We start from the raw sequence: 13,792 nt of genomic DNA on the forward strand, positions 1-13,792 counted from the left end.
GATCGCGCGCATGACTCAATCCAATATCGATGTCCGCCCCTGGGGCGATGCGCGTCTCTATACGTTATGCAATGTGTCGGGCATGCGCGTCGAGATCAGCGATCTGGGCGCGACGCTCGTCTCATGGCACGCGCCCGATCGCGACGGACATGTCGCCGATATATTGCTCGGCCATGACACGCCCGCCGAATATCTGAACGGCAGCGCGTTCATGGGGGCGATCATCGGACGCTGGGCGAATCGCATCCGCGACGCTCGTTTCGTGCTCGATGACGTCGCGCATCAGGTCGAGCCCAACGAAGGCGCGAATCATCTGCATGGTGGATCGGCGGGTTTTCATCGGCAGATGTGGCGCGCCGAAGTCGCCGGCGATGCGCTCGTCATGACGTTGCGTTCGCCCGATGGCGCAGCGGGCTTTCCCGGCAATCTGGACGTCACCGTGCGCTATGCGCTCAACGACGAAGGCACGTTGTCGATCGACTACGAAGCGCGCGCCGATGCGCCCACGCCCGTCAATCTGACGAACCATGCTTACTTCAACCTGGGCAACGGCGCGAGCATTCTCGATCATCGGATATCGATCGCATCGGATAGCTACTTCGCGATCGATGCCGCGTCGATTCCCGTTGCGCGCGAACAAGTCGCGGATAGCGTGTTCGATTTGCGCGTGCCCGCTTCGATCGGCGCGCGGCTCGCTGCATCACACGCGCAACTCGCCATCGCGGGCGGCTTCGACCATTGCTATGTCATCGATGAAGACGCGCAGGAACCGCGCGTGGTCGCCGTGCTGTTCGATCCGTCGAGCGGACGCGAGCTGAGCGTATCGACCGATGCGCGCGGTTTGCAGTTCTATTCGGGGAATTATCTGGAAGGCGTGTCCGCGCGCAACGGATCGCGCTATCGCAAGCATGCGGGGCTGTGTCTCGAAGCGGGCGGTTATCCGGACGAGATCAACATGGACGGCGAGCGCGCCGTCCTGCGTCCTGGCGAGACATATCGGCAGCGCACGCGCTATGGCCTGCGCGTGCGGCATGAGCTTTGACGCGTGATCAGAAGATGTTGCGCAAGCCGATCGACACGCCGGTCTGATTCGAGCGGCCCGGCAATTCGACATCGGCCGCGCCCGTCACCTTGTTGAAGTCCACGGTGCCATACACTTCCGTGCGCTTCGACAGCGCGTATTCCGCCAGCGCGACGCCCGTATAGCGATTGCCGCTGCCCGTCGCGCCGCCGCCAATCGCCGCGTTCTTCATGTGGTCGTAATAGAACGCGCCGGTCAGCAAGAGCGCCGGCGTGACCTGATACGTGACGCCTGCGAACGGGCCATCATCGCGGCGGCCCGAGCCCTTCAGGATATCCGTGCCCGCCACGAGCCCGCGCTGCTGCAGGATGCTGTCGACGAAGCCGGTGTCATCGGTCGAATGCAGATAGCCCGCATAGAGCTTCGCCGCGCCGATCGAGTAGACGAGATTCGCATTCCAGATTTTCTGCTTGTTCGCCGAGTTGTCGCTGTTCTGCTGATAGCCGCCGCCGATGGACAGCGGACCCAGCGCATACGACGCCGTGAAGCCGTACATGTTGCCCGCGCCGAGATGGCCCGGCACCTGACCCGAGAAGCCGCCCGCGCCCGTCGAGGTGTAGTTCGTGCCGAACGAATACATCGCGCCGATCGTCAGGCCCGCGAACGTGCCGTTGTACTTCACCGCGTTATCCGCGTAGAGGCCCGCGCCCAGTGCGACCGGCAGCCACGCGTTCTCGAAGTAATTGCCGACGGTGAGCGGGTCGTAGGTGTCACCGAGCATGTCGAAGAGCGGCGTCTTCTGGCGGCCGAGCGTCAGCGTGCCATAGCGGCTCGAAAGACCGACGAAGGCCGCGCGATTGAATGCGCGCGCGCTGTCGGCATACTGGCCGTTCTCCAGTTCCACACCGCTCTCCAACTGGAAGATCGCCTTCAGGCCGCCGCCCAGATCTTCCGTGCCCTTGAAGCCGATACGGCTGTTGGTGATCGCGCCGTTCGTCATGAACACCTTGCCATCGTTATTGGCGTTGGCGTTCGTCAGATAGCGCACGCTCACGTCGGCGACGCCATAGAGCGTGACCGAGCTTTGCGCGAATGCGGACTGACAGGCGAGCGCGATGAACGAAGCGCCGATGCCGGCGATGGCGCGCGATGTGTTTGTCTTCATGATGTGATGGACGCGTTTAGTTATAAGCAGTTATCGATGCGTTTCGATGGGCCGCCTTTCAGTTCACTGTCTGCGCAGCGATGGCTTCGGCCTGGCGCATGAACGCACGCGTTTTTTAGCACATCAAATGCCGCGATGCTCGGTTTGGTGCAATACGTGTGGTGTTTTTACGCAACAATGCTCGCGATTCACGCTCTTGCCTGAGCCGGCTCGGGCACCGCGCTGAGAAAACCGCGCCCCATCTCCGTCTCGAAGCGCGACGGACTCCCTTCCCAGACGATGCGCGCGTGTTCGAGCACATAGACACGGTCCGCATGCGGCAGCGCGAAGGTGACGTTCTGCTCGCCGAGCAGCACGGTGATCGGCGTGGTCTTCTGCAGCAGTTCCATCGCCTTCGACAATTGCTCCAGAATCACCGGCGCGAGACCGAGTGTCGGCTCGTCGAGAATGAGGAGCTTGGGCTGCATCATCAGCGCCCGTGCGATCGCGAGCATCTGCTGCTCGCCGCCCGAGAGCGTGCGCGCGGTCTGCGCCTGACGCGATTCGAGTATCGGAAAGAGCTCGAAGAGCCATTTGAGTTGACTTGCGCGCGTCTTGTCCGGCAGATGATAGCCGCCGAGATCGAGGTTCTCGCGCACGGTCATGTCGCCGAACAACTCGCGGGTTTCCGGACATTGCACGATGCCCGCGCGCGCGATCGCCGCACCGCTCATGCCTTGCAGATTGCGCGCGCCGTAGCGGATGGTGCCCGCATAGGGCACCAGTCCGGAGATCGCATTGAAGAGCGTGGTCTTGCCCGCGCCGTTCAATCCGACCACCGACACGAACTCGCCCTCGCGCACATGCATGCTCACGCCGTCGAGCGCGCGGGCCTTGCCGTAGAGCACGCCGACATCCTCGACCTGAAGAACCGGCGGCCGGTTGTTCACGACTTCCGCCCCGCGTTCGCGCGCTTCGATCTTGCCGCCGAGATAGACACGTCGAACGGTCTCGTTCTGCATCACCTCGGCGGCTGTGCCTTGCGCGACATACTCGCCGAGATACATCGCGAGCACGCGATCGGCCAGCGCGGCGAGACTCTTCACGTTGTGATCGACGAGCAGCACCGCGCGCCCTTCCGCGCGAAAGCCGCGAATCAGTTCGGAAAACACTTCGGACTCGGCCGCCGTGAGACCCGCGAAAGGCTCATCGACGAGCACGACGCGCGGATCGCGCGCAATCGCCTTCGCCATCTCCATGCGCCGCAGATCGGCGAACGGCAACGTCGCGGGATGACGATGCATCACGCGGCTCAAGCCCACGCGCTCCGCGATCTCGCGCGCGCGCCGGTTGACGTGCGGATCGGCGGCGAGCTTCACGAGCGAATCGGGCAACAGCGCGAGCTTGATGTGCTCAAGCACGGTCTGACGATGCAGCGGCCGCGAATGCTGAAACACGATGCCCACGCCCGCGCGCGCGATGCGATGCGGCAGCCAGCCGCTCATCTCGACGCCATCGACTTTTATCGATCCCGCATTGGGCCGCTCGATGCCCATGATGAGTTTCATCACCGTCGACTTGCCCGAGCCGTTCGGACCAATCAGACCGAGTATCTCGCCGGGCGCGATATCGAAGCCGATGTCCTTCACGGCGACGAGACCGCCGAAGCGTTTCGTCAAGCCGCGCACGGAAAGCAAAGGCGTATCGTTCATTCGCGCTCCCTCACGCGCAGGATGTTGCCGAGCAATCCATCGGGAAAGAACAGGATGACCGCGAGCGCGACGGCCGCGACCACGAATGTATTGATCTGCCCGAGCGGACGCAGGAACTCGCCCGCGACGATGAGAAAGATCGAGCCGAGCACCGCGCCGAGTATCGTGCGTCTTCCGCCGAGCACGGCCGCGATGATGATCTGCACGCCGATGCCGATATCGACCACCGTGCTGACCGATGCCGTGCCTTGATAAAACACCAGCATCGCGCCTGCGAGGCCGGAAAACACCGCGCTGATGCAGAACGCCGCGAGCTTGTGCTTCACGACGTTGAAGCCGAGCGCCTGCGCGCCGACCGTGTCCTGCCCGCTCGCCTGCAGAATCAGGCCGATCGCCGAGCGCGACAAACCAAACAGGATGATCGCGCAGACGATCAGGAACGCGAGCGCGATCCAGTAGTTGATGCCCGCATCGACGGACATGACGTCGGGCACCATCATGCCGATCTCGCCGCCCGTGATGCCCGCGAAGATCACGATCGCGTTTTGCAGCAGCAGGACCGCGACGAGCGTGACGAGACCGAAATACGGCCCGCGCAATCGCAACGCGGGCACCGCGAGCAGCAAGCCGCCGACGAGCGCGACGAGGCCGCCCGCCATCACGCATACCGGTATCGGCGCGGCAGCGTGCGCGTTCAGGATCGCCGCGGAATACGCGCCCAGACCGATCAGGAATGTTGGGCCGAAGTTGACTTCACCGGCGAAGCCGAACAGCAGGTCCCACGACATCGCGAAGACGCCGAAGTAATACGCGACCGTCAGCACGCCGAGAATGTAGCCGGTGAGCCACCACGGCAGCGTGGCGGCGATGATCGCGAGCAGAATCGCACACACCGTCAAACGCGAACGAGCGATGTCTTTCATGATCAGCGCCGTCCGAGAAAGCCTTGCGGCCGCACATACACGACGAGCACGAGCAGCAACAGCGCGGGCAGCGGCCGCAGCGTCGGCGCGATGAGATAAGCGGTGACCGTCTCCAGATAACCCACCACATACGCGGCCATCAACGAACCCGACACGCTCCCCAACCCGCCCAGCACGACGATGGAAAAGGCGCTCGCCGTGAGTTGTCCGGTGTTGTTCGTGCTCACGCCGAGGAACGACGCGAGCAGCACGCCCGCGATGCCCGCGAGCACGCCGTAGAGCGTCCACGCCAGCAGATAGATGCGCGAGAGCTCGAAGCCGAGCAGCGTGAGACCGCGCGGATTCATCGATGCCGCGAGCAGCGCCTTGCCCGCCTTCGTGCGATTCACGAAGAGCCACAGCAAGCCGATCACGACCCAGCAGACCACGGCGATCATGATCTCGTTGTACGGCACGCGCACGCCCGCGATGTTCGCGACGCCGGGAATCAGCGGGCGCATCGTGATGGGGTTGTCGGAGAAGAGCCAGGCCATGCCCTGCTGGATCATGATGCCCCAGAGGAGCGTGCCCGTCAGCACGAAGATTTCTTTCTCCTCTCGGGGAATCGCGGCGGATCGTTGAATGGGCCGCACCACCATGAAGTACGTGATGTACGCGGCGATCATCCCGCAGATCACGCCGAGCGGCGTGCCGAGATAGGTGCCGAGACCCGCTTCGCCCGCGAGCGCCCAGCCGAGCAGCGCGGCGATCAGCATCACGCCGCCGTGGGCGAGATTGAGCACGCCGGAGACGCCGAAGATCAACGTGAAGCCGATCGCGCCGAGCGCATAGAGCGAACTGATCGCGAAGCCGTCGATGAGTATCTGCAGTGGCAACATGGCGGCCTTTATGTCGATGCCAACGTGACGCATGCGCCTTACGCGACGCATGCGCTTCTAATTCGCTGCCGCCTGCACCTTCACGAAAGCCGGGAACTTGACCTTCCCGTTCGCCACCGATTTCGGCCAGATCGCCACTTGCTTGCCGTTCTGCCATTGCAGGTTGATGCCGGTGATATAGCCTTCGCCGTACTTCAACGCATGCGTGAACTGATCGTTCTTGCCGTAGAACTGCCAGCGTCCGATCGTGCCGACATAGTCGGTCTTCTCCAGCGCATCGACCATCTTGTCCGGATCGGTCGATCCTTGATTGCGATGGATCGCGTCCGCGATGATGTACACGAGGTCATAGCTCGTGAAGCCGTCATACGCGGGCGATACGCCCGCAAAGTGCTTCTGATACGACTCGACGAAAGGTACGGTCTTCGGTGTCATCGCGACGCCGGGCGCCGCCGCCGATGCCGTGATCACGCCTTCGGTCGCGCCGTTGGTGTCTTTCCAGAAACTCGTCGTCGTGGCTTGCGAGCTTTGGCCGGACATCGGAATCGGCACTTGCTGGTCGTGCCATTGCACGGTCGGCTGCACGCCGACGTGACTGATGCCCGTGGTGATCGTGTCCGGATGCTTCGCTTCGATCTGGTTGAAGATCGGCGTGAAGTCCGACGTGTCAGGATTGAAGCGGATGTGATCGAGCACCTTGAGGCCCGCTTTCGGCAGGCATTCGAGGTAGCGCTCGTCGAGCGGCTTGGTCCATGCCGCATCTTCGCTCATCACGACGGTCGTCTTCATCTTGAACTCGCCGACGAGCACGTCATGCGAGAAATCGCAGATCGACTGCGCGATGAACGCTGACGTCATCCAGCCGTGGAACGTGTACTTGTAGTTGTTGTAGTCGTCGTGAACGCGCTTCGAGATTTCATTGCTCGCCGCGCCCGGCGTGATGAACGGCATCTTCAGGCGCGCGGACCACGGCTCCATCGCCAGCGCGACTTCGCTGATATAGCTGCCGATGATCGCGACCACTTTGTCCTGGCTCGCCGCGCGCTGAAATGCGCGCACGCCGTCCGACGCCGACGAGTGGTCGTCATACGCGATGATCTGGATTTGCCTGCCGTCGACGCCGCCCTTGGCGTTGATCTCTTCCGCCGCGAGCTGCGCGGCCTTGCTGATCGAAGCGCCCGCCACAGCGGACTCTTCGCTGATGACGCCGATCTTGATCGGCTCTCCCGCCGCATGCGCCGATGCCGACAGACTTAGCCCCGCCGCCACCGTCCCCGTTGCGATGACGGCGTTCACTCCCCGCCACGACTTGCCTTTTGACATCATCAGTCTCCTCTTTGTAGTGGATCGTGGAGCGACGCCAGCCAGACACATGCAGCAATTAAGGATTTGCCGACAAACAGTAGCACTCGCGATTCACACGCTGAATTGGTGATAACGATAAAGACGATCATGCGAAAACGTCATGAATGGACCGCGATACTTTCAAACAGCTTGCGCGATGAATTCACGCAGCCATCGATGCGCGGGATCGCGATGCACACGCTCATGCCAGTACATCGACATTTCGTAGCCCGGCACGTCGACGGGTGGTGCGACGATGCGCAGCTCCGGCCAGTGCTTCGCGAGGCGCAGCGGTTGCATCGAAACGAGATCGGTCGTGGCGAGCACGGAGCGCACGAACAGGAAGTGCGGCACCGAAAGCGCCACATGGCGCTTCATGCCGAGCGTTGCGAGCGTGGCGTCTGTCGGCCCGAAGAACCCGCCGCCATCGGGCGACACGATCACATGTTCCAGCGCACAGAATTGCGCGAGCGTCGGCCGCCGTTTCAATCGCGGATGATCCTTGCGGCCGACGAGCACATAGCTTTCCGTGAAAAGCGCCTGCTGGTGAAAGCCCGCTGTTTCAGCCGATACGATGTGGAACGCGAGATCGATCTCGCCGTTCTCCGCCTGCTTGGCGAGTCGTGGCGGCACGATCTCCAGCACCGCGATGCGCGTGCGCGGCGCGGCCGCGCGCAAGCCGCTCAACGCGGGCAGCAGCACGGTCGATTCGGTGTAGTCGGTGGCGGCGATGCGCCATGTGTTGTCGGCGGTCGCGGGATCGAATGCGGTTTCCGGCGACACCGCGCGTTCGAGCGAGGCCAGCGCTTCGCGCAACGGCTGGCGCAGACTTTCGGCGCGCGCGGTCGGACGCATGCCGCGCGGTCCGGGCAGCAGCAAGGGATCGCCGAAGATATCGCGCAGCTTGGCCAGATGCACGCTCACGGAAGGCTGTGAGAAATGCAGACGCTCGGCTGTACGCGTGACGTTCTGCTCGGCAAGCAGGACATCGAGCGTGACGAGCAGATTGAGATCGAGCCTTCTCAAGATATTATTCATCGTAATTCCTGCAATTTCAAATATTCATTTCCAATATACCCGAGCAGTCTTTAAGCTGGTCTCCATTCCTGAATCGAACTGGAGAAAGCCTGATGAATGTGCTGATCGTATATGCCCATCCCGAACGCCGCTCGCTGAATGGCGCGCTCAATGATTACGCCGTCGAACGCCTGCGCGCCAGCGGCCACCATGTGCAGGTCTCCGACCTGTACGCGATGAACTGGAAAGCCCCGCTCGATGCGCGGGACGTCCGCGAACGCAACGGCGACGCGCCGTTCCACGCGAGCCTGGACTCGAAACACGCGTTCGAGAACGGCCTGCAAAGCCGCGACATCGAGACCGAACAGGACAAGTTGCGCTGGGCCGACGCGCTGATCCTGCAATTCCCGATGTGGTGGTTTTCGATGCCCGCGATCATGAAGGGCTGGGTCGAGCGCGTGTATGCGTACGGCTTTGGTTACGGCGTGGGCGAGCACTCCGAGACGCATTGGGGCGACCGTTACGGCGAAGGCATGATGGCGGGCAAGCGGGCGATGATCGTCGTGACGACGGGCGGATGGGAATCGCATTACAGTGCGCGCGGCATCAACGGCCCGATCGACGACATCCTGTTTCCGATCCAGCACGGCGTGTTGTTCTATCCGGGATTTGACGTGCTGCCGCCGTTTGTCGTCTATCAGACGAGCATGATGGACGACGCGCGACTCGATGCAACTTGTGACGCGCTTGGTCGGCGTCTGGACCGGCTCTTTGATGACACGCCCATCGCGTTTCGCAAGCAGAATCATGGGGATTATGCGATTCCTCATCTCACTCTGCGGGATGAACTCGCTGCTGGACGGAGTGGGTTCGCGGCGCACATTGACTGAGGCTTTCGTCGGATCCCGTGATCGTGTCGGTCTCTTTGCGTTGCCCCTCCCCGGGGCAACGCCAATAAACCAACATGCCAACGGGATCCGACGAAAATCCGAACACCATCCACCGAATAAGCCAACACCAGCGAAAGTGCCTGACTAGCTCTAAGATTGACCCTTCGACGCGCAACGCGACACCAACGAAGGAAGACATCGAATGCTGACGATCTGGGGCAGAGCCAACTCGGTCAATGTACAAAAAGTGCTGTGGTGCTGCGAGGAATTGGGCCTCGCATACGAGCGCATCGACGCGGGCCTGCAATTCGGCCGCAACAACGAACCCGACTATCTCGAGATGAACCCGATGGGCCGCGTGCCCACGTTAGTCGATGGCGATTTCGTGCTGTGGGAATCGAATTCGATCATCCGCTATCTCGCGATGCAATACGGCGCGGCCAGCACGCTCTACCCCGCCGAGCCGAAGGTGCGCGCGAGCACGGACCGTTGGCTCGACTGGTCGCTCTCCACCTTGCAGCCGACCGAGCGCCCGCTCTTCTGGGGCTACATCCGCACGAGCGCGGCGGATCGCGACGTCAAACAGCTCGCCGCCACCGCGAGTGAAGTGGAGAAGCTCTGGCGCGTCGTCGATACGCATCTGAAAGGCCGCGACTATCTCGAAGGCAATACCTTCACTCTCGCCGATCTCGTCATCGCCGCGTATGCGCGCCGCTGGCTCGGTATTGCCGAACTGGTTCGGCCCGCGCTGCCCGAGCTCGAACGCTGGTACGTCGGCATCACGCAGCGCGCGGGCTTTCAGCGTTATGTGTCGCCTGCACTCACCTGAACCGGGACGCATCGCCATGACCATCGAACTGCATACGTGGAACACGCCCAACGGACGCAAGATCAGCGTCGCGCTGGAGGAAATGCAACTGCCCTACACCGTGAAGACGGTGAACATCACGAAAGGCGAGCAGCATGCGCCCGGGTTTTTGCGCATCAGCCCGAACAACCGCATTCCGGCGATCGTCGATCCAGACGGACCCGACGGCCAGCCGATCAGCGTCTTCGAATCCGGCGCGATCCTGCTTTATCTAGGCGAGAAAACCGGCCAGTTCCTGCCCGCGAGTCTGCGCGACCGCGTACCGGTGCTCGAATGGCTGATGTGGCAGATGGGCGGCTTCGGCCCGATGCCGGGACAGGTGCACCATTTCCGCATGGTCGAGGCGGAATCCGATCGGCGCTACGGACTCAAGCGCTATTCCGATGAAACGCGCCGCCTGTATAACGTGCTCGACAAGCGTCTCGCGCAAGTGGAATACGTCGCGGACGATTTGTCCGTCGCCGATTTTGCGATCCTCGGCTGGGCGTGGCGGCATGAACGTCATCAGGTTTCGCTCGACGATTACCCGAACGTCCGCCGCTGGTATGACGCGCTCTTTGCGCGCCCGGGCGTCAGGCGCGGCTTCGAGGTCCAACTCGACGATCTCGCCTGACGCGCTGGTTCGCTTCACGTCCGGGAGGCTCCGGACGTGAAGCGCTGATCTCAATGATGCGCGCGATACTCCGACGCGGCATTCAACTCCGCCTTTGCCTGACGAAGCAGGGTCTCGGCCTTGGATGCGTGGCCGCCGAAGTCTTCATGGCCCGCGCGACGCTGCGCCTCGACGCGATTGATCGTGTCATCGATCATGTGCTGTTCCGAATCGAACCCACCGAAACGACCCATTTGTTGCGCCATTGCCGTGACAGCGGTAAGCGCGATGCTTGCGAAAACAATCCCAGCTACCATACATTTCATTTCGACTTCCTTAGTAATTTGAAAGATACCTTTCTGACCGACGACATGCGTCGCATGAAGAGCATCGCTTCGAATAACGCGCCGCTGTGGACGGCGTTGACGCATCTGCCGCGTGAAGGTGTGTCGGCTAATTACGAGATGTCAGGCACACGTAAGCCGCGTGCATAATATGGAGCTAATAGAGCGCGGCGACAATGCGTACATCGACAGGAGACGACCATGACAGCGGGCATGTACGAAGAAGGCCTTTCCAAGACGGCCGCCAATTTCGCGGCGCTCACGCCGCTCAACTTCATCGAGCGCGCGGCATCCGTGTATCCGGCGCGCCCCGCTGTCGTGCATGGCGACGTGCGGCGCAACTGGGCCGAAACCTACGCGCGCACGCGGCGGCTCGCCTCGGCGCTCGTTGCACGCGGCATCGGCCCCGGCGATACCGTCGCCGCGATGCTGCCGAACACGCCCGAAATGGTCGAAGCGCACTTCGGCGTGCCGATGTCAGGCGCCGTCCTCAACACGCTCAACACCCGGCTCGACGCCGCCACGCTCGCCTACATGCTCACGCATGGCGAAGCGAAGGCCGTGCTCGTCGATCGCGAGTTCGCGGACGTGATGAAGAAGGCGCTCACAAACGTGCCACAGAAGGTATTCGTCATCGACGTCGATGATCCGCAATACACCGGCGCGGGCGAGCGCATCGGCGAAATCGATTATGAGGCGCTGCTCGCGAGCGGTGATCCCGACTACGACTGGTCGCCGCCATCGGACGAATGGAACGCCATCTGTCTGAACTATACGTCGGGCACGACGGGCAACCCGAAGGGCGTCGTCTATCATCATCGCGGCGCGTATACGAATGCCATCAGCAACGTGCTCGAATGGGATATGCCGACACACGCCGTGTACTTGTGGACGCTGCCGATGTTCCATTGCAACGGCTGGTGCTTCCCGTGGACGGTCGCGGCGCGCGCGGGCGTGAACGTGTGCCTGCGCCGAGTCGAGGCGAAGTCCATCTTCGATCTGATCCGCAACGAAGGCGTCACGCACTATTGTGGCGCGCCGATCGTGCAGAACCTGCTCGTCAACGCGCCCGACGAGATGAAGACCGGCATCGAACAGAAAGTGAATGCGATGGTCGCGGGCGCCGCCCCGCCCGCCGCGATGATCGAAGGCATGGAGCGCATGGGCTTTCAGTTGACCCACGTGTATGGCCTCACCGAGGTGTATGGACCGGCTACCGTGTGCGCGCATCAGGCCGAATGGAGCGAACTCGATATCGGCGAGCGTGCGCGGCTCAATGCGCGGCAGGGCGTGCGCTATCACCTGCAGGATGCCGTGACCGTGCGCGATCCGATATCGATGGAACGCGTGCCGTCGGATGGCGAAACCATCGGCGAGATCATGTTTCGCGGCAACATCGCGATGAAGGGCTATCTGAAGAATCCGGCCGCGACCGAAGAAGCGTTTCGCGGCGGCTGGTTCCATACGGGCGATCTGGCCGTCGAGTATCCGGACGGTTATGTTCGCATCAAGGATCGCAGCAAGGACATCATCATCTCGGGCGGCGAGAACATTTCCAGCATCGAAGTAGAGGATGTGCTGTACCGGCATCCGGCGGTAAACGCGGTGGCCGTCGTCGCGAAACCGGATGAGCGCTGGGGTGAAACGCCTTGCGCATTCGTCGAACTAAAAGCGGGCGCGCATGTCAGCTCGCAGGAGCTGATCGCGCATTGCAAGACGCAGCTCGCGGGCTTCAAGGTGCCGCGCGCGATCGAGTTCTGCGAGTTGCCGAAAACATCTACGGGCAAGATCCAGAAGTTCGAGTTGCGCAAGCGTGCGGGCTCGGTCGCGGCAATCGATGTCTGATGGAGAGCCTGAACATGAGCGAACTCGTTCTGATCGAACCCGATGCGTACGGCACGAAAGGCGTCGTCGGGCTCACGCTGAATCGGCCCGATGCGTTCAACGCGTTATCGGAAGCGATGCTCGAAGCGCTCGAACGCGCGTTGCAGGATATCGCCGATTCGGATGCGCGCGTGGTCGTGCTCGCGGGCGCGGGCCGCGCGTTCTGCGCGGGTCACGACATCAAGGAGATGCGCGCCGAGCCCGCACTCGATTACTATCGCGCGCTGTTCGCACGCTGCTCGCATATGATGCTCACGCTCCAGCGCATGCCGCAGCCGGTGATCGCGCGCGTGCATGGCATCGCGGCGGCGGCGGGCTGTCAGCTCGTCGCGATGTGCGATCTCGCGGTGGCGTCGAGCGATGCGCGCTTCGCCGTATCGGGCGTGAATCTCGGGCTCTTTTGCGCGACGCCGGGCGTGGCGCTCTCGCGCAACGTATCGCGCAAGGCCGCGTTCGAAATGCTCATGACCGGCGAGTTCATCGATGCAGTCACGGCGCGCGAACGCGGCCTCGTGAATCGCGTCGCAGCGCCCGATGCGCTCGACGATGCCGTGCGCTCGCTCGCCGCCACGATAGCCGCCAAACCGCGTGAGGCCGTCGCGGCGGGCAAGGGGCTGTTCTATCGGCAACTCGAAAGCGGCATCGAAGACGCATACGCGCTCGCATCGGAAACGATGGCCTGCAACATGATGGAAGACGCCACGCTCGAAGGCACGCAGGCGTTCGTCGAGAAGCGGCCGCCGCGCTGGGACTGAACGCGTCAGCTCACGTGTTCGACCGGATGTTTTTCGAGCCACGCGTTCTCGTCATCGCTGTACAGACGAGAGCGCGTGAGAAAGCGCAACCCCGATGGACGCTCCAGCGAAAACATGCCGCCGTTGCCCGGCACCGCATCGATGATGAGTTGCGTGTGCTGCCAATACTCGTATTGCGATTCGGTCATGTAGAACGGCACGCCGCCGATCGCGCCGAGCTTCACGTCCGATCCGCCGACCATGAATTCCTTGACCGGAAAGCACATCGGCGCGCTGCCGTCGCAGCATCCGCCCGATTGATGGAACAACACCTCGCCGTGCTCGGCCTTGAGCTTGCCGATCAAGTCGATCGCGGCGGGCGTCGCGGTCACGCGCAGCACTTCCTGTTCGCTCATGATGTCCCCGTGGTTCGAGTCGGCC

14 protein-coding genes are annotated in these 13,792 nt (G+C 62.5%); 7 read left to right on the forward strand and 7 right to left on the reverse strand.

What is annotated here, in order from left to right:
- Positions 1-10 precede the first annotated feature (10 nt).
- Entirely contained in the window at positions 11-1,042 is a 1,032-nt protein-coding gene (locus NK8_RS30715; RefSeq protein ID WP_213231925.1) for an aldose epimerase family protein, read from the forward strand.
- Between the two features lie 7 nt (positions 1,043-1,049).
- On the opposite strand, the gene NK8_RS30720 is transcribed toward NK8_RS30715, so the two are convergent.
- The 6 genes from NK8_RS30720 to NK8_RS30745 all read right to left on the reverse strand — a co-directional run bounded on the left by NK8_RS30720 (position 1,050) and on the right by NK8_RS30745 (position 8,060).
- On the reverse strand, positions 1,050-2,186 hold the full coding sequence (locus NK8_RS30720) for a porin (protein WP_162070063.1): 1,137 nt from the start codon (positions 2,184-2,186) through the stop codon (positions 1,050-1,052).
- A 188-nt stretch (positions 2,187-2,374) separates the two neighbouring features.
- A complete protein-coding gene (locus tag NK8_RS30725) occupies positions 2,375-3,877 on the reverse strand; it encodes an ATP-binding cassette domain-containing protein (protein WP_213231927.1) in 1,503 nt (500 codons plus the stop codon).
- Positions 3,874-4,800, reverse strand: a complete 927-nt coding sequence (locus NK8_RS30730; protein ID WP_213231929.1) for a branched-chain amino acid ABC transporter permease — start codon at positions 4,798-4,800, stop codon at positions 3,874-3,876. The genes NK8_RS30725 and NK8_RS30730 overlap by 4 nt, the downstream gene beginning before the upstream one ends.
- Before the next feature lie 2 nt (positions 4,801-4,802).
- Complete coding sequence (locus NK8_RS30735; RefSeq protein ID WP_213231931.1) at positions 4,803-5,678, reverse strand: branched-chain amino acid ABC transporter permease; 876 nt, start codon at positions 5,676-5,678, stop codon at positions 4,803-4,805.
- Between the two features lie 57 nt (positions 5,679-5,735).
- A complete protein-coding gene (locus tag NK8_RS30740; protein ID WP_213231933.1) occupies positions 5,736-7,001 on the reverse strand; it encodes an ABC transporter substrate-binding protein in 1,266 nt (421 codons plus the stop codon).
- A gap of 162 nt (positions 7,002-7,163) precedes the next feature.
- Positions 7,164-8,060 carry a LysR family transcriptional regulator gene (locus NK8_RS30745; protein WP_213231935.1) on the reverse strand — a complete coding sequence of 299 codons (897 nt, stop codon included), beginning with the start codon at positions 8,058-8,060 and terminating at the stop codon, positions 7,164-7,166.
- 92 nt (positions 8,061-8,152) lie between these two features.
- On the opposite strand from NK8_RS30745, the gene NK8_RS30750 reads away from it, so the two are divergent.
- From NK8_RS30750 to NK8_RS30775, 6 genes are all read left to right on the forward strand, one after another.
- On the forward strand, positions 8,153-8,929 hold the full coding sequence (locus NK8_RS30750) for an NAD(P)H-dependent oxidoreductase (RefSeq protein WP_213231937.1): 777 nt from the start codon (positions 8,153-8,155) through the stop codon (positions 8,927-8,929).
- 202 nt (positions 8,930-9,131) lie between these two features.
- Positions 9,132-9,758 carry a glutathione S-transferase family protein gene (locus tag NK8_RS30755; protein ID WP_213231939.1) on the forward strand — a complete coding sequence of 209 codons (627 nt, stop codon included), beginning with the start codon at positions 9,132-9,134 and terminating at the stop codon, positions 9,756-9,758.
- Positions 9,759-9,774: 16 nt separating this feature from the next.
- On the forward strand, positions 9,775-10,410 hold the full coding sequence (locus tag NK8_RS30760) for a glutathione S-transferase family protein (protein WP_213231941.1): 636 nt from the start codon (positions 9,775-9,777) through the stop codon (positions 10,408-10,410).
- A gap of 53 nt (positions 10,411-10,463) precedes the next feature.
- Positions 10,464-10,883, forward strand: coding sequence for a hypothetical protein (locus NK8_RS30765; protein WP_213231944.1), 420 nt, complete (start codon positions 10,464-10,466; stop codon positions 10,881-10,883).
- Positions 10,884-10,934: 51 nt separating this feature from the next.
- Positions 10,935-12,578 carry an acyl-CoA synthetase gene (locus tag NK8_RS30770; protein WP_213231946.1) on the forward strand — a complete coding sequence of 548 codons (1,644 nt, stop codon included), beginning with the start codon at positions 10,935-10,937 and terminating at the stop codon, positions 12,576-12,578.
- Positions 12,579-12,592: 14 nt separating this feature from the next.
- Positions 12,593-13,372, forward strand: a complete 780-nt coding sequence (locus NK8_RS30775) for an enoyl-CoA hydratase (RefSeq protein ID WP_061173523.1) — start codon at positions 12,593-12,595, stop codon at positions 13,370-13,372.
- Between the two features lie 5 nt (positions 13,373-13,377).
- On the opposite strand, the gene NK8_RS30780 is transcribed toward NK8_RS30775, so the two are convergent.
- Positions 13,378-13,767, reverse strand: coding sequence for a DUF779 domain-containing protein (locus NK8_RS30780; protein WP_061173522.1), 390 nt, complete (start codon positions 13,765-13,767; stop codon positions 13,378-13,380).
- Positions 13,768-13,792: the final 25 nt, after the last annotated feature.

Origin of the sequence: Caballeronia sp. NK8, assembly GCF_018408855.1 — a bacterium.
In the GTDB taxonomy this organism is placed as follows: domain Bacteria; phylum Pseudomonadota; class Gammaproteobacteria; order Burkholderiales; family Burkholderiaceae; genus Caballeronia.

What these genes read in the sequence shown, in the direction of transcription:
- NK8_RS30720 (WP_162070063.1), bottom strand. Translation starts at nt 2,186, where the DNA reads ATGAAGACAAACACATCGCGCGCCATCGCCGGCATCGGCGCTTCGTTC.
- NK8_RS30740 (WP_213231933.1), bottom strand. Translation starts at nt 7,001, where the DNA reads ATGTCAAAAGGCAAGTCGTGGCGGGGAGTGAACGCCGTCATCGCAACG.
- NK8_RS30765 (WP_213231944.1), top strand. Translation starts at nt 10,464, where the DNA reads ATGATGCGCGCGATACTCCGACGCGGCATTCAACTCCGCCTTTGCCTG.
- NK8_RS30745 (WP_213231935.1), bottom strand. Translation starts at nt 8,060, where the DNA reads ATGAATAATATCTTGAGAAGGCTCGATCTCAATCTGCTCGTCACGCTC.
- NK8_RS30735 (WP_213231931.1), bottom strand. Translation starts at nt 5,678, where the DNA reads ATGTTGCCACTGCAGATACTCATCGACGGCTTCGCGATCAGTTCGCTC.
- NK8_RS30730 (WP_213231929.1), bottom strand. Translation starts at nt 4,800, where the DNA reads ATGAAAGACATCGCTCGTTCGCGTTTGACGGTGTGTGCGATTCTGCTC.
- NK8_RS30775 (WP_061173523.1), top strand. Translation starts at nt 12,593, where the DNA reads ATGAGCGAACTCGTTCTGATCGAACCCGATGCGTACGGCACGAAAGGC.
- NK8_RS30715 (WP_213231925.1), top strand. Translation starts at nt 11, where the DNA reads ATGACTCAATCCAATATCGATGTCCGCCCCTGGGGCGATGCGCGTCTC.
- NK8_RS30725 (WP_213231927.1), bottom strand. Translation starts at nt 3,877, where the DNA reads ATGAACGATACGCCTTTGCTTTCCGTGCGCGGCTTGACGAAACGCTTC.
- NK8_RS30770 (WP_213231946.1), top strand. Translation starts at nt 10,935, where the DNA reads ATGACAGCGGGCATGTACGAAGAAGGCCTTTCCAAGACGGCCGCCAAT.
- NK8_RS30780 (WP_061173522.1), bottom strand. Translation starts at nt 13,767, where the DNA reads ATGAGCGAACAGGAAGTGCTGCGCGTGACCGCGACGCCCGCCGCGATC.
- NK8_RS30760 (WP_213231941.1), top strand. Translation starts at nt 9,775, where the DNA reads ATGACCATCGAACTGCATACGTGGAACACGCCCAACGGACGCAAGATC.
- NK8_RS30750 (WP_213231937.1), top strand. Translation starts at nt 8,153, where the DNA reads ATGAATGTGCTGATCGTATATGCCCATCCCGAACGCCGCTCGCTGAAT.
- NK8_RS30755 (WP_213231939.1), top strand. Translation starts at nt 9,132, where the DNA reads ATGCTGACGATCTGGGGCAGAGCCAACTCGGTCAATGTACAAAAAGTG.